This window comes from Pseudomonas sp. H2_D02 (assembly GCF_054677635.1).
The window spans coordinates 3,980,316-3,998,764 of the sequence record NZ_CP162816.1 but is presented as its reverse complement, the minus strand read 5'-3'; the positions used below and the strand labels follow the sequence as shown (position 1 = coordinate 3,998,764).

Below are 18,449 nucleotides of genomic sequence, written 5' to 3'. Positions count from 1 at the left end.
CCTTGCCAGGTTGTCGCAGGGCCTCGTAGTTTGAGTGGCAATCCGCTGTCTGATCAGGCCATCCCATGAACGCAATCCATACCGCGCACCACCCCGACGAACCCTTCTATCAAGCCCAGGACAACGAACAGGCGTTGTTCGAACAGGCCTGGCGCCACGGCATGCCGGTGCTGATCAAGGGGCCGACGGGCTGCGGCAAGACCCGTTTTGTCCAGCACATGGCCCATCGCCTGAAATTGCCGCTGTACACCGTCGCCTGCCACGACGACCTCAGCGCCGCCGACCTGGTCGGCCGTCACCTGATCGGCGCCCAGGGCACCTGGTGGCAGGACGGACCGTTGACCCGGGCGGTTCGCGAGGGCGGCATCTGTTACCTGGACGAAGTGGTCGAGGCGCGCCAGGACACGGCGGTGGTGCTGCACCCGTTGGCGGACGATCGTCGGCAGCTGTACCTGGAGCGCACCGGCGAAGTGTTGCAGGCGCCGTCTTCGTTCATGCTGGTGGTGTCGTATAACCCCGGCTACCAGAACCTGCTGAAGGGCATGAAGCCGAGCACGCGCCAGCGTTTCGTGGCCATGCGCTTCGGCTACCCGACGGTGCCCGACGAAGAGCGCATTGTTGCCCGCGAGGCTGGCGTCGACATGGCCTTGGCCGCCCAGGTGGTGCGCTTGGGGCAGGCGCTGCGCCGGCTCGATCAGCACGACCTGGAGGAGGTCGCGTCCACCCGTCTGCTGATCTTCGCGGCCCGCATGATCGGCGCCGGGATGGACCCGCGCCAAGCTTGCCTGGCGTGCCTGGCCGAACCGTTGAGCGATGATCCGCAAACCGTGGCCGCGCTAATGGATGTGGTCGATGTCCATTTCGGCTGAGAGCGTTGGAATGTCCCGGCGGTTGCCTGGCGACCTGGCGATGTGGTTCTTCATCCTCGCCGAGCTGACGGTGTTCGCGCTGCTGATCCTCGCGTTCACCGTCGCCCAGGCGCTGCACCCCCAGATGTTCAGCGAAGGCCGCCAGTTGCTGGACCGCTCCACGGGCCTGGCGATGACCCTCAGCCTGCTGACCGCCGGGCTGTTCGCCGCCCTGGCCCTGGAGCAGGCCCGGCAAGACCGACCGCGTCGAGCCGCGCTGTTGCTGTGTGGCGGGTTGCTGCTCGCCTGTGGCTACGTGGGGATCAAGCTCGGCGAGTACGCCCACCTGCTGGCGAATGGCCTCGGCATGGAGCACAACACCTTCTTCACCTTGTACTGGATCCTCACCGCGTTCCATTTCCTCCACGTACTGCTGGGCATGGTCATCCTCGCATGGCTGGCCGAGGGCTGCCGCCGCATGCGGCGCTACGGAGCACGACAACACAGCGGGTTGGAATCCGGCGTGCTGTATTGGCACATGGTGGATCTGGTCTGGGTGCTGCTGTTCCCGGTGGTCTACATCCTCGATTGAGTGGAGGTGCCCATGTCGACGTCCCGTGTCCTGATCATCTGCTGGGCCATGCTGGCCGTGCTCAGCACCGGCACCGTTGCCTTGGCCCAGTTCGCTGCCAACGGGCTGGCGACCATCGCCATCCTGGCAGTCGCCGTGACCAAGGCCTGGCTGATCGCCGATGGCTTCATGGAACTGCGCCATGCGCCGCGGTTGTGGCGGCGGTTGGTGTTGAGCTGGGGGGTGGTGCTGGCGGTGGGGGTTTCGTTTGGGGTTTGAGTCCCTGCGCAACTTCCGGTGGGACGGTTGCTGACAGCCAGCTGGGGCAGGAGTCATCCATGGAACATCCACTCAACCTTTTCTGGGCCAACTGTCACCCGATCCGGGAGCAGGAAACGGCTCTCCCACTTGCGTACGTTTAGCGTTGGCAGGATCTCGCCCTGTTCGAAGCGACGGATGACGTCGTACGCGCCGGCGATCCAATAGCCGGTATGTGGGCAGGCCTGGCCGCTGTGGCAGGTCGGTGCGGGCTGGGGGATCGTGATGAATGCAGGTGAGCTCGGCGTGGGTTTGCCGGTGGCGGGTTCGAGACCCTTGGCCTCGGCCAGTTCGCTGATCAACGCTTCGCTGGGTTTTTGCGGTGGGACGTTGGCCAGGCGGGCTTCGAGCCATTGGAGTTTGCCGTCCCATTCAGGCAGCTTGGCGGGTGGCAGGGGGAGGATTTCGTTGATTTCGGGGACGGTGGGATTGGCGTAGGAGTAGTTCGCCAGGATTCGCCAGATAGTTTTATAGCGTTCGACGCGTTCGAGGTCTTCTTGTTGGCCGAGGTAGTGCAAACGATTATCTGGTTTGGGGCCACTGAAGCTTTTATACAAAAAGGAAGCCGAGGCGCTGTCACCAGCAGCCACTCCCAATTGAAATGCCTCAATCGCCTGTTGGTACTGGTCCTTGTTTTTAAGGTTTATACCTAAGGCCTGCGCTGCCTTGCCATTGCCCTGTTCTGCCGCGCAGCGTCGCATCTGCCGGGCAACGTCCGGCGCAATGTCGCTGGGTGCCAACTTATCGCCAACAAGATACTGAGCCTGAGCGTTACCCTCATCGGCTGCTTTGCGGAAGTAACGTAAAGACATGTCAGCGTCTTCATGCAGGCCCGCCGAGCCTTGTTGCAGGAAGATCCCGACGAAGTAATAACCCGTCGCTACGTCTGCTTCGATTAATTGTTGGCTCATACGCAAGTGCTGGGCGCCACTGAGCTCGAAACGACCGCGCATTGCACCGTTCTGCAGATTGATATTGGCTTTGAAATGGCCGTTCTCTGAGGCGATGCGATACAGCCGCTCGATCTCTAGATCTACGGTTTTGTCCTGCTTGAGCTGGTTGTTCTTTTGCAACCAGCGCGCGTACTGAAACAGCACATCGCTCTCGGCGGAGGGGGCTGGGATCGTTTCGTGTTTGCAGGTGAAGGCCAGCTTGGCCTCAATTTCGGTTAAAGGCTTCACGGAAGGGTCCTTCTTGGGAAAATTAAACTTGTCACTGGTGCCGCAAGCAGCCAGTAAAAGGCAGGGCAGGAGGAGGAATCGCCGCATCAATCGAAGTCCTTCAAGACGGCTTTTTCGTAATAGAACTCAACAAGTGAGGCCTCGGGCCCCCCATTTTCTTTATCTTTCTGAAGGTCTTTGTTGTTATTGATAATCTCCTGCCAAGCATCAAACGCCTCCCCCGCATCATCCTGCGACCCCCGCTTATCCGTATGCAGATCCCACAACCGCCGCCGCAACGCCTGGGTCACGCTCATCCACTCATGGGCAATGTTCAGCTCGCTGTCCACCTGCATGCTGCGGGTGTTGATGTTGGCCGAGCCATGGGTGGTGAACACGTCGTTGATGATCATCAGCTTGGAGTGGATGTACACCGGCATCCAGGGTTTGCCCGGTGAATCGGGGGCGACCAGGGAGCATATGTGCACCTTCAAGCCGGGTATTTCCTCGGGCACAACGGTGCTGTCGAGGATCTCTTGTTTTTTGCGTTCGAGATCGGCCTTCCATTTGGCCTGTTCCAATTGGCCGATACGATCATTCGGGTCGGCGCGGGGCATGGGCGGGAATTCCTTTTCCATTTTTTGAATGCGCCGCAGCTTGGTAACGCCGGGAATGGTGTTGGCCCGTCCGAGGCTTTCGAGCATGCGTTGTGTGTTCACGGTGCCTGCACCGATGCCGTCGTCGGTGGCGTTGGTGATCACGAACAGATGTAACGCGCCGTGCAGGCCGGGATCGCGCCCGCCCTGGGTCTGGGTAGCGGCGACCGACTTGATGAATTCGGCCAGCGGTGGCCAGCGGAAATACTGGTTTTCGATGTAGATGAACTGCGTCGCGTTGTTGACGGCTTGCATGTAGAGCCGCTCGATGTCGCGCTTGCCCGCCTGGGGTTGGGTGCGCAGGATCTGCGCCATTTGCGGCATGCCGTGGGTGCGCAGTTGCGGCCCGACCTTCATGGATTGGCGCGAGGCGAGCAGGTCTTCGCCGGTTTCCTTGCGCCAGGCAGCGGCGAAGTTGTGATGCAGGTGTTCCAGGATCGGCCCGCTGAGCTGGCAGGAAATGTCCTGGCGCGGCGTATCGCCGCGTGGGCCACGGTTGGGGGCGGGTTTGCTGTCCTGGCTTCGGTTCAGTGCCGAATGCTTGTCCGTGTCCCAGTACTCGTCGAGCATGTTGTGGCCCATGATGAAACCGACCGCGCAGTCCGGTAACTCATAGTCGACCAGCACGCTTTTCTGGTGGTGGGTGGCCGTCCACCTCAGCGTTTGGCGCATCTTGGTGCTGATTTCGCTGTCGAGGCTCGCGTATTTCACCCAATGGGCGATCTCACCCCTTTCATCGAGGTTGAACCCGCGACTGACAAACACCGGCAGTCCGCTGGCGGTGCGTTGCGCGGCCTTGTCGTCGGCGACCGCGCACGTCGCAAACCATTGGCGATCGAAGGCGTATTGTTCTTCGGTGGTGCGTTGCATCACCCGGTCCATGAGGCGGATCGAGCCCTTGCCGGGCAAATTGGCCTCACCGCCAAAGCCGGCGGTATTGAACGGCATTTCCCAGCCCAGCAACCGTACCTCGACGCCTTCACGGGCCTTGGCCATGAGCAGTTCGCCAATGCTCGGCGCCATGCCGTCGCGGATGAAATACATCGACGGCTGGAAGCCCCAGCAGATGATGTCGATGCTCTTCTTGGCCTGGGCAATGGCCTGGTGCACGGCGGTGAAGGTTTCCTGGCCATTGACCAGCGCTTGATAGCTGGCGATCACCGGATGGTATTCAGTGTTGTGGACGTACCACGGCGGGGTGCAGACGGCTTCGTTGGTGTACTTTAAGCAAATGGGTACCACGATCTCTGGCAAATTCATGGGTGAGTTTCTTCCTTTTTATTCGAGACCGTCATCAGGGCGGTAGGGCGCCTGAACTCGGGTGCACGGATTAGTCCTTAAGTCAGAAGCGAGCCTGCCCCACCCCAACGCCTTACTCCACCAACACCACCTCGCTTTTACAATTTTGGGAAATTTCCGAAGGATCCATCACTCCACGCTGTAGGCCACAAACCCTCCAAGCCCATTCCCGCCAACAACAACCCACCAAAACCATCGGAGATTCTTGATCGCCATCAAGCGGTTCCGGACCCCTCGCTTTCTAGAATGGGCACGCCAAGCAATGAGGAAGTGACCATGTCAGATACCTTCACCAAAGGCATGGCCAGGAATATTTACTTCGGGGGAAGCATTTTCTTCTTCCTGATATTCCTGGCCCTGACCTACCACACGGAACAGACCTTTCCGGAGCGCAGCAACCAGGCGCAGTTGACGGAGTCGGTGATACGCGGCAAGGGCGTCTGGGAGCGCAACAACTGCATCGGCTGCCACACGCTGCTGGGCGAGGGCGCGTATTTCGCGCCGGAGCTGGGCAACGTGGTGAACCGGCGCGGGGGCGAGGAGGCGTTCAAGCCGTTTCTCCAGGCGTGGATGAAGATGCAACCGCTGAACGTCCCCGGTCGTCGGGCCATGCCGCAGTTCAACCTGAGCGAGCAGGAGGTCGACGACATCGCCGAGTTCCTCAAGTGGAGTTCGAAGATCAACACCAATGGCTGGCCGCCAAACAAGGAGGGCTGAGAGATGAGCATGGCTAATCCGCATCTGAAATTCGCCTCGCAGGCCGTCGCCAAACCTTATTTCGTGTTTGCCCTGATGCTGTTCCTCGGGCAGGTGCTGTTCGGTTTGATCATGGGTTTGCAATACGTGGTCGGCGACTTCCTGTTCCCGCTGATTCCTTTCAACGTGGCCCGCATGGTCCACACCAACCTGCTGATCGTCTGGCTGCTGTTCGGCTTCATGGGCGCGGCGTATTACCTGATACCAGAGGAGGCCGATCGCGAACTGCACAGCCCGAAACTGGCGCTGCTGCTGTTCTGGGTGTTCGCCGCTGCCGGCGTGGCGACGATCCTGGGCTACCTCTCGGTGCCTTATGCGACGCTGGCGAAGTTCACCGGCAACGACCTGCTGCCGACCATGGGCCGCGAGTTCCTGGAACAACCGACAATCACCAAGATGGGCATCGTGGTGGTGTGCCTGGGCTTTCTCTACAACATCGGCATGACCATGCTCAAGGGTCGCAAGACCACCGTCAGCATGGTGATGATGACCGGGCTGATCGGCCTGGCGGTGTTCTTCCTGTTCTCCTTCTACAACCCGGAAAACCTCGCCCGCGACAAGTATTACTGGTGGTGGGTGGTGCATCTTTGGGTGGAAGGCGTGTGGGAATTGATCATGGGCTCTATGCTCGCCTTCGTCCTGATCAAGATCACCGGCGTGGACCGGGAAGTGGTGGAGAAGTGGCTGTACGTGATCATCGCCATGGCGCTGATCACAGGGATCATCGGCACCGGCCACCACTTCTTCTGGATCGGCGCGCCCGAGGTCTGGTTGTGGGTCGGCTCGATCTTCTCGGCGATGGAACCGCTGCCGTTCCTGGCGATGGTGGTGTTCGCCTTCAGCATGGTGAAAAACCGTCGCCGGCATCACCCGAACCGTGCCGCTACGTTGTGGGCCAAGGGCACCACGGTCACCGCGTTCTTCGGCGCTGGCGTCTGGGGTTTCCTCCACACCTTGGCGCCAGTCAACTACTACACCCACGGTTCGCAACTGACCGCGGCCCACGGTCACCTGGCCTTCTACGGCGCCTATGCAATGATCGTGATGACGCTGATCAGCTACGCCATGCCACGCTTGCGCGGCTTGGGTGAAGCGGCGGACGAGCGTTCCCAGCGGCTGGAGATCTGGGGCTTCTGGCTGATGACCTTGTCGATGGTGATGATCACCTTGTTCCTCACCGCAGCCGGTGTCGTGCAAGTGTGGCTGCAACGCTGGATGACGGATGGCAGTGCCTTGCCGTTCATGGCGACGATGGATCATTTGAAGCCGCTGTTCTGGGCGCGACTGGTCAGCGGCCTTGGGTTCCTGGCCGGGTTGCTGTGCTACCTGCTGAGCTTCCGCCAGCGTGGTCGCGCGGCGCTGCGGGCGCCGGCGGCGGTGGTGGCTTCGTGAGAAGGCACCACTGAATTCATGGCGAGAGAGTTTTTGTGGCGAGGGGATTTATCCCCGCTGGGGCGCGAAGCGGCCCCCTACATTCTGTCTGAAACACCGCAGTAGCAGACATTTCTGGGGCTGCTTCGCCGCCCAGCGGGGATAAATCCCCTCGCCACAATGGGTTCCGCTTAAGAGGAAATAACCATGGCATTCACCCTGGAGCTGGAAGAGTGGGTCGGCAGCGTCTGGCACCGTTTCATCACCCGCCGGGCCAGTGCCGATTTTCCCGAGGCACGGGTCGAGTTGGTTCCGCGGCAACGCTCGCTGCAGGTGCTGTTTCGCGCCACGGGCGGTGCCCGGCACCTGGGCGTCGAAGCGGTCAGCGACCGGGATTTACTGCTGCGACGCAACCTGTTGCAGCAGATCGCCGGCACCTGCAAGCAAGTGCCGCTGGCCTGGTGCGATGGCGACAACCTGCGGCTGCCGGCGAGCCTGGCGGCGTTTCCCGATGTCGGGCTCAACGAAGAACTGTATCGCTGGCTGGCGTTGCTGGCCGCGCAGTCTGGACCGATGCGGCATTGGGGGCGGGACAACCAGCGCTGGACCCTGGCGGTGTTGAAACGCTACCCAGCGCTGCGCCCTCGTTACCGGCGATTGGTGGAGGCGCACCTGTCCTTGCGCCCTGATCCGGATTCATTGAATCCCGCCGAAGCCGCCCTGGAGCGCGCGTTGTGCCAAGCCTTGCGCGAGCCGGGCAGTGTCGAGCATTTCCCCCGTAGCGAGCGGGCGGCCTGGCCGTTGCCGTTGTGGCTCTATCCACCGCAACATCTGGCCAATCCGCAATCCGCCGACCTCGAAGAATCCGAGCAATATTTGGCGACGCCGCCCGGCGAACAGCAGGGCGGTCGCAAGCGCGCCGAACGCATTGACGACACCACCCGCGACGGTGGCCTGCTGATCGTGCGCCTGGAAAACCTGTTTAGCTGGACCGAGCACGTCGACCTCGATCGATGGTCGGACGACAGCGAAGACCCGGACGCCGCCCGCGTCGCTGAAGACCTCGATCAACTGACCCTTTCCCGCACGCGCTTGCGCAAGGGCGGCGGCTTGAAACTGCACCTGGACTTGCCACCGGCGGATGTCGATGACGTGCCGCTCGGCGAAGGCATCCTGTTGCCGGAATGGGACTATCGCAAGCAGCGCCTGCAGGACGATTTCGTCAGCGTGCAAAGCTTCATCCCGCGCGACTGTGAACCCCAGCCATTGCCCTCACGCCTGCGAGGCCCGGCCCAGCGCCTGCGTCGCCAGTTCGAACATCTGCGCAACGATCGCCAATGGTTGCGCCAGCAGACCCAGGGCTGCGAACTGGATCTGCAGGCCTGGCTGGATTTCCACGTCGAACGCCAGCACGGTCATTCCAGCGAGCGCGGGCTGTTCATGGATCAGCGCCAGACTCGCCGCGACCTGGCCTGCCTGTTATTAGCCGACCTGTCGATGTCCACCGACGCCCACCTCAATGACGAGCACCGGGTCATCGATGTGATCCGCGACAGCCTGTTGCTGTTCGGTGAAACCTTGTCGGTACTGGGGGATGATTTTGCCTTGTACGGGTTTTCCTCCTTGCGCCGGCAGAACGTGCGGATGCATGAACTCAAGGCCTTCAACCAGCGCTACGACGACCAGACCCGCGGCCGGATCCAGGGCCTCAAGCCCGGTTATTACACGCGCATGGGCGCGGCGATCCGCCAGGCTACCCAGCGCATGGCGGGATGCAAGCGGCGGCGCAAGCTGTTGCTGTTGATCAGTGACGGCAAGCCCAATGACCTGGACCTCTACGAAGGTCGCTACGGTGTCGAGGACACGCGCCAGGCGGTGCTGGAGGCCCGACGCCAGGGGCTGACGCCGTTCTGCATCACCATCGACCGGGAAGCGGGGGATTATCTGCCGTACATGTTTGGCGCCAACGGCTACACGCTGATTCGCCAGCCCGAGCAACTGCCGCTGCGGTTGCCGCAGTTGTATCGGCAGTTGACTCAGGATTGAGGATTCAGGCGATGCTGCGCGGCAACCAGAAGAACATGACGATGCAGAAGATCGTCAAGCCGACGCAGAACCAGGTGAAGCGCCGCAGCCGGCGCTCACCGGCCAGCGCCGCTTCGACCGGCAGGGGCATGCCGCATTGGCGGCACTCGGTTTGGCTGATGGCATTGGCGTGTTGGCAGTACAGGCAAGTGGGCTGCGCGATCATTCGAACTGCTCCAGGCGCGGGCGGTCGAGAATGGCGATCTGGCGACCGTCCTGGGTGATGATCTTTTCATCGATCAGGCGGCGGATGATCCGCGAGAACGTTTCCGGTTGGATCGACAGGTGCCCGGCGATCAACTGCTTGGCCATGGGCAATTCGAACTGGCTGTCGACGGTTTGCAGGCGCACCAGTTGCGTCAGCAGGTAGCGCACCACGCGGTGGGTGGCGTTCTTCAGCGACAGGGTTTCGATCTCGTTGACCCGCTGGTGCAAACGTACGCAGAGCTTGCCGAGCAGGGCGAAGGTCAGCCGGCTATTGCTTTGCAGCAGGCGCATGTACGTGGCGTTGGACAGCCGATACAGCTGCGTCGGGCCCACGGCTTCGGCGGAGGCGACGTAGTTGGGCGTGTCCATCAGCATCATGGCTTCGGCGAAGGTCTGGCGCTCGCCAATCACCTCGAAGACTTTTTCCTGGCCGTCCGGGGTCAACCGGAAGATTTTCACCGCCCCGGAGATCACGAAGTAGAACGCTTGCGCCGGTTCACCCTGGCGAAACAGCGGATCGCCCTTGTCGATGTTGAGCAGTTGGCTGTGGCTCATCAATTCGTCGAGCTGTTCCTCGTTCAGTGGCTCGAACAGGTGATGGCTGCGCAGAATCTGGTGATGGACGCGGTGGAGCACCATGGCGTGGATCCTTGTGATAGCAAAGAAGTGATCGGGGTCAGACCAGGCTCAGGGACAGGCCGCTGGCAAGCGCCACGACGCAGGAGAGCACGACGAACCAGGTGAGCGGCAGGACGACGGATTTCATGGATAACCCCGGAAGTAGAAGCTGATGCCGTGCTTGAGCAAGAGCTGGGCCATTCCTGGGGGCTTTGATTCATGGGACGTTGGGGCTGGGCAGGGTAGAAATGACCCCAGGCTTGAAGGGTAGAAATCACCATGACGGGGTTGAAATGACCACTCCCTGTGGGAGCGAGCTTGCTCGCGATAGCGTACTAACATCCAACATCGGCGCCGACTGATCCATCGTCATCGCGAGCAAGCTCGCTCCCACAGGTTTCCCGATCAAGTTGCGAATGGGTTCGGCAAGCCCTTTGCAAGCTTCTGGCCGAGGCATGCGGTTGCCGATGCGCCGGCTTGATCTGAGACAAGGCTCGTGCGCGTCGATAACCGATCATTCGAACCTGGTTTTATCGCACCTCGCGGGCGTTCCGGCGGGGGCTGAGGAGTGGTGTATGCAAGTGCTTGATCGTCGCAAGGCCATGGCGATTCCACCGCTGTGGCGCCTGGCGTTCCGGCCGTTCTTCCTGGGCGGCTGCGTGCTCGCGCTGCTGGTGGTGCCGCTGTGGCTGGCGGTGTTCAGCGGGCGGCTGTCGGCCTGGCAGCCGGCCGGTGGTTGGTTGGCATGGCACCGTCATGAATTGCTGTTCGGTTTCGGCCTGGCGATCATCGCCGGGTTCCTGCTGACAGCGGTGCAAACCTGGACGGGTACGCCGGGGCTCAGCGGCAAGCGGTTGGCAGCGCTGGCGTTGGTGTGGCTGGGGGCGCGACTGGCCTGGTTGGTTGATGCACCGCTGCCCTTGCTGGCGGTCCTGGAGCTGGCTTTCGCCTTGGGTGTCGCCGCGTTGATGGGTCTGACGTTGTGGCGTGTGCGGCAGAAACGCAATTACCCGATCGTGCTGGTCTTGCTGCTGCTGGCTGCCGCTGACGGCTTGTCGGTGTACGGCCTGATCCAGCACAACGAAAGTTTGCAGCGCCAGAGCGTGCTCACCGGCTTGTGGCTGGTGGCGGCGATGATGGGGCTGATTGGCGGACGTGTGATTCCGTTCTTCACCCAGCGTGGCCTCGGTCGTGTGGAAGGTGTGGCGCCCTGGCCGTGGCTCGATCGCTTGTTGCTGGCGGGTTCCGCACTGGTGGCGCTGCTGTATGCCTTCGGTCCGGCGCTGGCGGCCAACGTCTGGGTCGGCCTGTTGTTCGCCGCGTTGGCGGTGGGCCACGGGATTCGGCTGGTGCGTTGGCATGACCGGGACCTGTGGCGGGTGCCGCTGCTGTGGTCGCTGCACCTGGCCTACGCCTGGCTGGCGGTGGCGTGCCTGGGCATGGCGCTGTGGCACGTCGGCGTGCCGGTGAACCCGAGCCTGGCGGTGCACAGCCTGACCATCGGCGCCATGGCCGGGTTGATCCTGGCGATGATCGCCCGTGTCAGCCTGGGCCATACCGGGCGCCCCCTCGAACCACCGGCGGGCATGACCCTTGCGTTCATCCTGTTGAACCTGGCGTGCCTGAGCCGCGTGCTGCTGGTGCTGCTGTTGCCGTTCGCCGCGCTATGGCTGGCGGGAGTGTGCTGGACCTTGGCGTTTGGCCTGTACGCCTGGCGCTATGGGCCGATGCTGCTCAAGAGCCGGGTGGATGGGCATCCGGGATGAGCCGACTGCGGGGAGGGAATCGATAAATGTATGGGGTCTTGCTGATCACCCACCTGTTGGCGGCCATCGCCTTCATCGGCACGCTGTTCTTCGAGGTGTTCATCTGGCATGCCGCCCGTCGGCCTTTGTCGCAGGCGGTCAGGGAGGGCGTAGATCAGGCGATTGCCCAACGCTCAAGGCACGTACTTCACGGCGTGGTGCTGGTGCTCTATGGCGCCGGCATCGCCCTGGCCTGGCAGCATCGCGGCGCATTGAGCCAGCCGTTGAGCAACAGCTTCGGGCTGTTGCTGAGCTTGAAGATCCTGTTGGCCCTGAGCATCGTCGGGCATTACGTCTGGCTGGCGTACTGGCTCAAGAGCGGCCGGCTGACACCGAGCCGGGCGTGTTGGCTGCGGCGCAGTATCCTGGGGCATATGGTGTTGATCGTGGTGTTGGCGAAGGCGATGTTCTATTGGCAGTTTTAAAACTGAAGAAAACACCGCCGAACCCTGTGGGAGCGAGCTTGCTCGCGATAGCGGTGGATCAGTCACTTCAAGGCTGGCTGACCTGACGCTATCGCGAGCAAGCTCGCTCCCACAGGGGTAATGCAGGGGCTGAAAAATCAGTGGGCAGGCTTCATCGCATTGACGAACAACACGTTGTTTTCCAGGTGGATGTGCTGCATCAGGTCATCGCGAAACTCCACCAGTCCACGGTACAGGGCGCGCCAGGTGTTGCAGGCGTCGGCGGGCGGGGTGATCTGGTCGGTCAGGGCGAGCAGGGTTTCCAGTGCTTCACCATGTTGGTCGTGTTCATAGCGCAGCACCTGGATCGGCGCCGAGGCGCGTTCGCCCAGGCCGCGTTGCAGCATCGGGAATAGCACTTGTTCTTCCTTGAGCATGTGGCCTTCGAGTTCCTGGTACATGTCCTGCAGATGATCGGCCAGGCCGTTGGGGCAACTGGCACGTGCGCCATGGACGGTTTCGACGCGCCGGGCCAGGCGAATGAGTTCCGGCAGTTGTTCGCGATGGCGGGCGTGGTAGCGTTCGAGGATGTGGCTGATCAACAGCGCCTGGGGTTCATCGCGCCAGTCATGGCCGCGTTCGCCAGCGGCTTGCAAAGTGCGCAGGGCATCGGCGATCAGCAGCGGGTTCAGGCCCTTGCTCAGCGCCGCTTCGCGCAAGGATTTTTGCCCGCCACAGCAGAAATCGAGGCTGTAATGATGGAAGGTACGGGTAGCACCGGGAATGTCGCAGGCCAGTTGGCCGAGGCTTTGTTCCAGCAGGTCGAGGCTCATCATGTTTCCTTGGGTTGAATCCCGGGAGGGACAGATGACCGCTCACGTTGCAGCCGACGTGCCAGATTCAACCCGTTGAAAATAAAGCAATAAGTTTTTGGCAGGGTGATTGTCACCCTGACAGTGAAGGGTCAAACGAACCCTGGAGGGTCATCACTACCATGCTGCGTGAAAGCCTGGCCGCCGACCTGATCGTCGAGCTGCCCAATGCGGTGCGATTGCAGCGCCTGGTGCAGACCCTGCGCGAATACTTCAACAGCGGCGCCGTCGGTTTGCTGCGCCTGGACGAGGACAGCCTCCGGCCGGTGGCGACCGTTGGCCTGGTCCACGAAGCACTGGGCCGGCGATTCGTGATCGCCCAGCACCCGCGCCTGGCAGCAATCATGGCATCGCGCGAGCCGACCTGGTTCGAGCCGGACAGTCGTTTGCCGGACCCGTATGACGGCTTGCTCGTTCATCATGTCGGCGAGCCGCTGCCGGTGCACGACTGCATGGGCGTGAGCCTGTACGTGGAAGGTCAGCTCTGGGGCGCGATCACCCTGGATGCGTTGCACGCCGGGACGTTCGACAGTCGCGCCCGGGAAGAGCTCAAGCGCTGCACCTTGCAGATCGAGGCGGCGGTGCGCGTCACCCGGTTGGAGCAGGAGAACCGTAGCCTGCGGGCGTCGCGCAGTGACCCGGCGGACCTGCGCCTGCCGACTGAAGAGGGCGAAATCCTTGGCCGCAGCGAAGGACTGCAGCAATTGCTCAACGAACTGGACGTACTCGCCGACTCGGAACTGCCGGTGTTGCTGCTGGGCGAAACCGGCGTGGGCAAGGAATTGTTCGCCCGGCGGCTGCACCGCCTCTCGCGGCGCGGGCATAAGCCGTTGGTGCAGGTCAACTGCGCGGCACTGCCTGAATCCCTGGCCGAAAGCGAGTTGTTTGGCCACGTCAAAGGCGCGTTTTCCGGCGCCACCACCGACCGCGCCGGGCGCTTCGACGCGGCCAATGGCGGCACGTTGTTTCTCGATGAGGTCGGCGAGTTGCCGTTGAGCGTGCAGGCCAAGTTGCTGCGCACTTTGCAGAACGGCGAGATACAGCGCCTGGGAGCGGACAAGCCGCTGCACGTTGACGTGCGGATCATCGCCGCGACCAACCGGCACTTGCCCGACAGCATTCGCGACGGGCTGTTTCGCGCCGACCTGTATCACCGGTTGTCGGTCTACCCGGTGCCGATCCCGCCGCTGCGCGAACGCGGCCACGATGTGCTGATGCTGGCCGGGCACTTTCTCGAATTGAATCGCACGCGACTGGGCTTGCGCGGGCTGCGCCTGTCGCCGGCGGCCGAACAGGCGTTGCTGGCGTACAGTTGGCCGGGGAACGTGCGGGAGCTGGAGCACGTCATCAGTCGCGCGGCGCTGAAAGCGTTGAGCCGTGGCGCCAATCGCGGGGTGATCATGACCCTCGAACCGCAAGTGCTGGATCTGGACGTCAGCGCCAGCGCTGCCGCCATCGATACGCCAGAGGAAAGGGTGGACGCACCGTTACGGCCCCTGAGCGTCACGGTGGACGAATGCCAGCGCCAGGCGATCTTCAGGGCCTTGGAGCGTTGTGGGCAGAATTGGGCGGGGGCGGCGCGGTTGTTGGAGATTGATCCGAGCAATTTGCATAAGTTGGCGCGGCGGTTGGGGCTTAAGTAGGGACGGAACACCGAGGCGGCTGCATCGCGAGCAAGCTCGCTCCCACAGGGCACTTGTGTCCACCGCAGTTCAACTGTGGGAGCGAGCTTGCTCGCGATGGCGCCCTGAAACCCACCACAGGCCCAGGCATTGACAACGATCAAGGCCACCCATCCCAGCCGACTCCACACTGGCCCAAACCCAAGTGGAGATCACCGTCATGCCCCTTTCCCTGGCCAACATGCGCCGCCAATACACCCGCGATGGGCTGGACGAAGCCCAGTCGCCCGACGATCCCTTGGCGCTGTTTGATGTCTGGATGCAACAGGCTCGCGAGACCGAAAGTCCACCCGTGGAAGCCAATGCAATGGCCCTCGCGACAGTGGACGAGCAGGGTCGGCCACACTGCCGGGTGTTGCTGCTCAAGGGTTTCAGCGCAGACGGCTTTTCGTTCTTCGGCAACTATGAGAGTGGCAAGGGGCGCGACCTGACGACCAATCCCTGGGCGGCCATGACGTTCTTCTGGCCGGCCCTGGAGCGACAGGTGCGCATCGAAGGTCCGGTTCACAAACTCGATCCGGCACTGTCGGATGCCTACTTCCATTCCCGTTCCGTCGCCAGCCGTCTCGGCGCCTGGGCTTCGCCGCAAAGCCGTCCGCTGACGAACCGGGCGGCGCTGGAGGCCTTGCTGACGGACACCGAACAACGTTTCGCCGATCAACCGGTGCCACGTCCCGAGCATTGGGGCGGTTATTGCCTGCGGCCCGAGCGGGTCGAGTTCTGGCAGGGGCGCGCCGATCGTCTGCATGACCGTCTGGATTTCCGGCTGCACGACGGTGTTTGGCAGCGCAGCCGCCTGGCGCCTTGAATGAATGCCTTGTAGGAGCTCCTACGCAGCTCGGCCAAGGGAGGTACCTCCATGGAGGAATAGGCCCGGCATTGATTGCAGTTCAGGCTGGGCCATCTTTTCCGACAGGACGGCTGGCCATGGCCCATCTGACCCAACGCGTTTTCCAACCGCTGAACATTGCGGTACTGACCATCAGCGATACCCGCACCTTCGAAACCGATTCATCAGGCCAGACCCTGGCCGACCTGCTGCAAAGCGCCGGTCATAACCTGATCGACCGGGCGCTGGTGAAGGACGACATCTACCAGATCCGCGCACAAGTCTCGCAGTGGATCGCCGACCCCAAAGTACAGGTGGTGCTGATGACCGGCGGCACCGGTTTCACCGCGCGTGACAACACGCCCCAAGCGGTGGCGCCGCTGCTCGACAAGCAGGTCGATGGCTTCGGCGAATTGTTCCGCCAGGTGTCGCTGGCGGAGATCGGCATGTCCACCCTGCAATCACGGGCGTTGGCCGGCATGAGCAACGGCGTGCTGGTGGTGTGCTTGCCGGGTTCGCCAGGCGCTTGCCGGACCGGCTGGGAGAAAATTCTCGTCGGGCAACTGGACGGGCGCACCGGGCCGTGCAATTTCACCCCGCACCTCAAGCCCCAGGAAGGCATCGCACCAACAGCCTGCGAGACACGCCCATGAGCGGCAAGGTGTGTGACAGCGGGGTATTGACGCCTGTGGATGAGGCGATCCGGCATCTGCTGGACCAGGCGCCGCCGCCTCCGCCGGTGCAACGAGTTGCCCTGGATCAGGCCCTGGCGCGGGTGCTGGCCGTTGATGTCCTGTGCCCGATGAACCTGCCGGCCTGGGACAACAGCGCCATGGACGGCTACGCCTTGCGCGCCGAGGACCTGCCCATTGCGGGCGGTTACCTGGCGCTGGCCGGGCGGATCGCCGCGGGTGACGGGCCGGGCGAGCCGCTGTCGGCGGGCCGGGTCGTGCGCATTTTTACCGGTGCGCCGTTGCCGCCGGGCGCCGACACGGTCGTGCCGCAAGAAAGCTGCCGGGTCGAGGGCGAGCGGGTCTGGCTGCCATCGGTCAATCGCGGCGACCACGTTCGCAAGGAAGGCGAAGAGCTGCGGCGGGGCGATCGATTGCTCGGTGCCGGCACGCGGCTGCGGGCCCAGGAACTGGGATTGCTCGCCGGTGCCGGGATCGATCGGGTGGAGGTCTTTCGTCCGTTGCAGGTGGGTTTGCTCAGCAGCGGCGATGAGCTGCGCGAGCCGGGCGAGCCGTTGGCGCCGGGGCAGATCTACAACAGCAATCGCCACAGCCTCGCCGCGTTGTTGCGTGGCTGGGGCCTGGAAGTCCATGACTTCGGCGTCATGCCCGACCAGCTATTGGCCAGTCGCCAAGCGTTGCGCCTGGCCGCGGCCGAATGCGATGTGCTGATCACCTCGGGCGGTGTCTCGGTGGGTGAGGAGGATCACCTCAAGCACGCCATCGAAGCCTTGGGCAGCATCGATCTCTGGCGCCTGGCGATCCAGCCCGGCAAGCCCCTGGCGTTCGGTGACGTGGAGGGCAAGCCGTGGATTGGCCTGCCGGGCAATCCTTCGGCGGCGCTGATTACCGCGTTGATCGTCGTGCGGCCATTCCTGTTCCGGGCCCAGGGCATGCGGGATGTATTGCCTACGCCGTTGTTGGTGCCGGCATGGGGTTCGACTGGTTGAAGCGCAATCGCCGTCGGCAATACCTGCGGGCTCGATTGGTCGCGGGCGTTGACGGGCATCTGTGCGTTGAACTGCACCCACAGCAAAGCTCGGCGATGCTGACGGCGGCCTGTTGGGCCGATGGCCTGGCGGTGGTGGAGCGTGATGCTCAAGTGCACAAGCACGATCCAGTGATGTACCTGCCATTCGCGAGCCTGATGCATTGATGGCAATTGACTGCCGTCAAGGTCGCCGCCGGTTGGCTGGCTAGACTGGCGGCGCCCTTAGTTTCCTCACGAGGATGCCCCATGCAACTGGTTTGCCCGGCAGGGAATCTGCCAGCCCTCAAAGCGGCGGTGCGCCAAGGCGCCGATGCCGTTTATGTCGGCTTTCGCGATGACACCAATGCCCGGCACTTCGCCGGGCTGAACATGGACGACAAACAGTTCGACGCAGCGGTCGCCCATATCCGCCAGCACCAACGCAAACTCTACGTGGCGGTCAATACATATCCGCAACCCAAGGGCTGGGAGCGCTGGCAGCGTGCGGTGGATCGCGCCGCCGATTTCGGCGTGGATGCGTTGATCGCCGCCGATCCCGGCGTGCTCAGCTACGCCAGCCAGCGCCATCCTCGCTTGGCGCTGCACCTTTCGGTACAAGGCTCGGCCACCCACGCGGCGGCGCTGGCGTTCTACGCGCAGCGCTATGACATTCGTCGCGCCGTGCTGCCGCGCGTGCTGTCCCTGGCCCAGGTCCGGCAGGTGGCGGCGGGCAGCCCGGTGCCGATCGAGGTCTTCGGTTTCGGCAGCCTGTGCATCATGGCCGAGGGCCGTTGCCACTTGTCTTCATACATCACTGGCGAATCGCCGAACCTGTGCGGCGTCTGCTCGCCAGCCAAGGCGGTGCGCTGGAGCGAGGACGCCGATGGGTTGAGCGCCCGCCTGAGCGAAGTGCTGATCGACCGCTACACCCCGGAAGAACCGGCCGGCTATCCGACATTGTGCAAAGGCCGCTTCCTGGTGGGCGGCAAGCGCTTCCACGCCCTGGAAGAACCCACCAGCCTCGACACCCTCGACCTGCTGCCGGAACTGGCGGCCATCGGCGTCGAAGCGGTGAAGATCGAAGGCCGCCAGCGCAGCCCGGCCTACGTCGAGCAAGTGACCCGGGTCTGGCGCGCCGCGCTGGATGCCCATCAGGTCGCGCCGCAACGCTTCCGCGTGCGGGAAGAATGGCGCCAGGTGCTGGCCGGTCTGTCCGAAGGCAGCCAGACCACCCTGGGCGCGTACCATCGATCATGGCAATGAGGGA

The 18,449-nt window shown here is 62.9% G+C and carries 17 protein-coding genes and 1 pseudogene; 13 read left to right on the top strand and 5 right to left on the bottom strand.

Annotated elements, in window-relative coordinates:
* Positions 1–65: 65 nt before the first annotated feature.
* Genes AB4N42_RS18370 through AB4N42_RS18360 form a run of 3 tightly spaced genes read left to right on the top strand, consistent with a single transcriptional unit; the run spans position 66 to position 1,698 of the window.
* On the top strand, positions 66–869 hold the full coding sequence (locus AB4N42_RS18370; RefSeq protein ID WP_460115114.1) for an AAA family ATPase: 804 nt from the start codon (positions 66–68) through the stop codon (positions 867–869).
* Positions 853–1,440, top strand: coding sequence for a cytochrome c oxidase subunit 3 family protein (locus AB4N42_RS18365; protein WP_460115113.1), 588 nt, complete (start codon positions 853–855; stop codon positions 1,438–1,440). Before AB4N42_RS18370 ends, AB4N42_RS18365 begins: the two co-directional genes overlap by 17 nt.
* A 12-nt stretch (positions 1,441–1,452) precedes the next feature.
* Entirely contained in the window at positions 1,453–1,698 is a 246-nt protein-coding gene (locus AB4N42_RS18360) for a cytochrome C oxidase subunit IV family protein (protein ID WP_249874877.1), read from the top strand.
* A gap of 53 nt (positions 1,699–1,751) precedes the next feature.
* On the opposite strand, the gene AB4N42_RS18355 is transcribed toward AB4N42_RS18360, so the two are convergent.
* Together AB4N42_RS18355 and AB4N42_RS18350 are read right to left on the bottom strand one after the other, a co-directional pair.
* Positions 1,752–3,005 carry an SEL1-like repeat protein gene (locus AB4N42_RS18355; RefSeq protein ID WP_460115112.1) on the bottom strand — a complete coding sequence of 418 codons (1,254 nt, stop codon included), beginning with the start codon at positions 3,003–3,005 and terminating at the stop codon, positions 1,752–1,754.
* The gene (locus AB4N42_RS18350) at positions 3,005–4,813 is read right to left on the bottom strand and encodes a phospholipase D-like domain-containing protein (protein WP_460115111.1); all 1,809 of its coding nucleotides are present in this window, start codon (positions 4,811–4,813) and stop codon (positions 3,005–3,007) included. Before AB4N42_RS18350 ends, AB4N42_RS18355 begins: the two co-directional genes overlap by 1 nt.
* A 315-nt stretch (positions 4,814–5,128) precedes the next feature.
* On the opposite strand from AB4N42_RS18350, the gene AB4N42_RS18345 reads away from it, so the two are divergent.
* The 3 genes from AB4N42_RS18345 (at position 5,129) to AB4N42_RS18335 (ending at position 9,025) form a co-directional block, all read left to right on the top strand.
* Positions 5,129–5,569 carry a c-type cytochrome gene (locus AB4N42_RS18345; protein WP_030137671.1) on the top strand — a complete coding sequence of 147 codons (441 nt, stop codon included), beginning with the start codon at positions 5,129–5,131 and terminating at the stop codon, positions 5,567–5,569.
* 3 nt (positions 5,570–5,572) lie between these two features.
* Positions 5,573–7,000, top strand: a complete 1,428-nt coding sequence (locus AB4N42_RS18340) for a cbb3-type cytochrome c oxidase subunit I (protein WP_198798249.1) — start codon at positions 5,573–5,575, stop codon at positions 6,998–7,000.
* A 186-nt stretch (positions 7,001–7,186) separates the two neighbouring features.
* Positions 7,187–9,025 (top strand): VWA domain-containing protein, encoded by a 1,839-nt coding sequence (locus tag AB4N42_RS18335; protein WP_460115110.1) that lies wholly within the window; start codon positions 7,187–7,189, stop codon positions 9,023–9,025.
* Between the two features lie 4 nt (positions 9,026–9,029).
* Here AB4N42_RS18335 and AB4N42_RS18330 read toward each other — a convergent pair whose 3' ends face one another.
* Positions 9,030–9,230: a protein DnrP gene (locus tag AB4N42_RS18330; protein ID WP_460115109.1), complete on the bottom strand. Its 201-nt coding sequence runs from the start codon at positions 9,228–9,230 to the stop codon at positions 9,030–9,032.
* Positions 9,227–9,910 (bottom strand): Crp/Fnr family transcriptional regulator, encoded by a 684-nt coding sequence (locus tag AB4N42_RS18325; protein WP_030137667.1) that lies wholly within the window; start codon positions 9,908–9,910, stop codon positions 9,227–9,229. Before AB4N42_RS18325 ends, AB4N42_RS18330 begins: the two co-directional genes overlap by 4 nt.
* A gap of 554 nt (positions 9,911–10,464) precedes the next feature.
* Here AB4N42_RS18325 and AB4N42_RS18320 point away from each other — a divergent pair.
* Positions 10,465–11,655, top strand: a complete 1,191-nt coding sequence (locus AB4N42_RS18320) for an NnrS family protein (RefSeq protein ID WP_030137666.1) — start codon at positions 10,465–10,467, stop codon at positions 11,653–11,655.
* A gap of 26 nt (positions 11,656–11,681) precedes the next feature.
* On the top strand, positions 11,682–12,119 hold the full coding sequence (locus tag AB4N42_RS18315; RefSeq protein WP_030137665.1) for a membrane protein: 438 nt from the start codon (positions 11,682–11,684) through the stop codon (positions 12,117–12,119).
* A gap of 137 nt (positions 12,120–12,256) precedes the next feature.
* Here the strand turns inward: AB4N42_RS18315 and ytfE are convergent, their stop codons facing one another.
* A complete protein-coding gene (gene ytfE, locus AB4N42_RS18310) occupies positions 12,257–12,931 on the bottom strand; it encodes an iron-sulfur cluster repair protein YtfE (protein ID WP_030137664.1) in 675 nt (224 codons plus the stop codon).
* A 161-nt stretch (positions 12,932–13,092) separates the two neighbouring features.
* Between ytfE and norR the strand changes: the two genes are divergently transcribed.
* The 5 genes and pseudogenes from norR to ubiU all read left to right on the top strand — a co-directional run bounded on the left by norR (position 13,093) and on the right by ubiU (position 18,445).
* The gene (norR, locus tag AB4N42_RS18305; protein WP_217859424.1) at positions 13,093–14,613 is read left to right on the top strand and encodes a nitric oxide reductase transcriptional regulator NorR; all 1,521 of its coding nucleotides are present in this window, start codon (positions 13,093–13,095) and stop codon (positions 14,611–14,613) included.
* 199 nt (positions 14,614–14,812) lie between these two features.
* Entirely contained in the window at positions 14,813–15,460 is a 648-nt protein-coding gene (gene pdxH, locus AB4N42_RS18300; RefSeq protein WP_030137662.1) for a pyridoxamine 5'-phosphate oxidase, read from the top strand.
* Between the two features lie 119 nt (positions 15,461–15,579).
* Positions 15,580–16,134: a molybdenum cofactor biosynthesis protein B gene (moaB, locus tag AB4N42_RS18295; protein WP_030137661.1), complete on the top strand. Its 555-nt coding sequence runs from the start codon at positions 15,580–15,582 to the stop codon at positions 16,132–16,134.
* Positions 16,131–17,368, top strand: a pseudogene (locus AB4N42_RS18290) (molybdopterin molybdotransferase MoeA). Before moaB ends, AB4N42_RS18290 begins: the two are co-directional and overlap by 4 nt.
* Before the next feature lie 81 nt (positions 17,369–17,449).
* Entirely contained in the window at positions 17,450–18,445 is a 996-nt protein-coding gene (ubiU, locus tag AB4N42_RS18285; protein WP_030137659.1) for a ubiquinone anaerobic biosynthesis protein UbiU, read from the top strand.
* Positions 18,446–18,449: the final 4 nt, after the last annotated feature.

Bases quoted from the DNA above. Each gene is read 5' to 3' on its own strand.
- AB4N42_RS18370 (WP_460115114.1), top strand. From the start codon at position 66: ATGAACGCAATCCATACCGCGCACCACCCCGACGAACCCTTCTATCAA.
- AB4N42_RS18365 (WP_460115113.1), top strand. From the start codon at position 853: ATGTCCATTTCGGCTGAGAGCGTTGGAATGTCCCGGCGGTTGCCTGGC.
- AB4N42_RS18360 (WP_249874877.1), top strand. From the start codon at position 1,453: ATGTCGACGTCCCGTGTCCTGATCATCTGCTGGGCCATGCTGGCCGTG.
- AB4N42_RS18355 (WP_460115112.1), bottom strand. From the start codon at position 3,005: ATGCGGCGATTCCTCCTCCTGCCCTGCCTTTTACTGGCTGCTTGCGGC.
- AB4N42_RS18350 (WP_460115111.1), bottom strand. From the start codon at position 4,813: ATGAATTTGCCAGAGATCGTGGTACCCATTTGCTTAAAGTACACCAAC.
- AB4N42_RS18345 (WP_030137671.1), top strand. From the start codon at position 5,129: ATGTCAGATACCTTCACCAAAGGCATGGCCAGGAATATTTACTTCGGG.
- AB4N42_RS18340 (WP_198798249.1), top strand. From the start codon at position 5,573: ATGAGCATGGCTAATCCGCATCTGAAATTCGCCTCGCAGGCCGTCGCC.
- AB4N42_RS18335 (WP_460115110.1), top strand. From the start codon at position 7,187: ATGGCATTCACCCTGGAGCTGGAAGAGTGGGTCGGCAGCGTCTGGCAC.
- AB4N42_RS18330 (WP_460115109.1), bottom strand. From the start codon at position 9,230: ATGATCGCGCAGCCCACTTGCCTGTACTGCCAACACGCCAATGCCATC.
- AB4N42_RS18325 (WP_030137667.1), bottom strand. From the start codon at position 9,910: ATGGTGCTCCACCGCGTCCATCACCAGATTCTGCGCAGCCATCACCTG.
- AB4N42_RS18320 (WP_030137666.1), top strand. From the start codon at position 10,465: ATGCAAGTGCTTGATCGTCGCAAGGCCATGGCGATTCCACCGCTGTGG.
- AB4N42_RS18315 (WP_030137665.1), top strand. From the start codon at position 11,682: ATGTATGGGGTCTTGCTGATCACCCACCTGTTGGCGGCCATCGCCTTC.
- ytfE (WP_030137664.1), bottom strand. From the start codon at position 12,931: ATGAGCCTCGACCTGCTGGAACAAAGCCTCGGCCAACTGGCCTGCGAC.
- norR (WP_217859424.1), top strand. From the start codon at position 13,093: ATGCTGCGTGAAAGCCTGGCCGCCGACCTGATCGTCGAGCTGCCCAAT.
- pdxH (WP_030137662.1), top strand. From the start codon at position 14,813: ATGCCCCTTTCCCTGGCCAACATGCGCCGCCAATACACCCGCGATGGG.
- moaB (WP_030137661.1), top strand. From the start codon at position 15,580: ATGGCCCATCTGACCCAACGCGTTTTCCAACCGCTGAACATTGCGGTA.
- ubiU (WP_030137659.1), top strand. From the start codon at position 17,450: ATGCAACTGGTTTGCCCGGCAGGGAATCTGCCAGCCCTCAAAGCGGCG.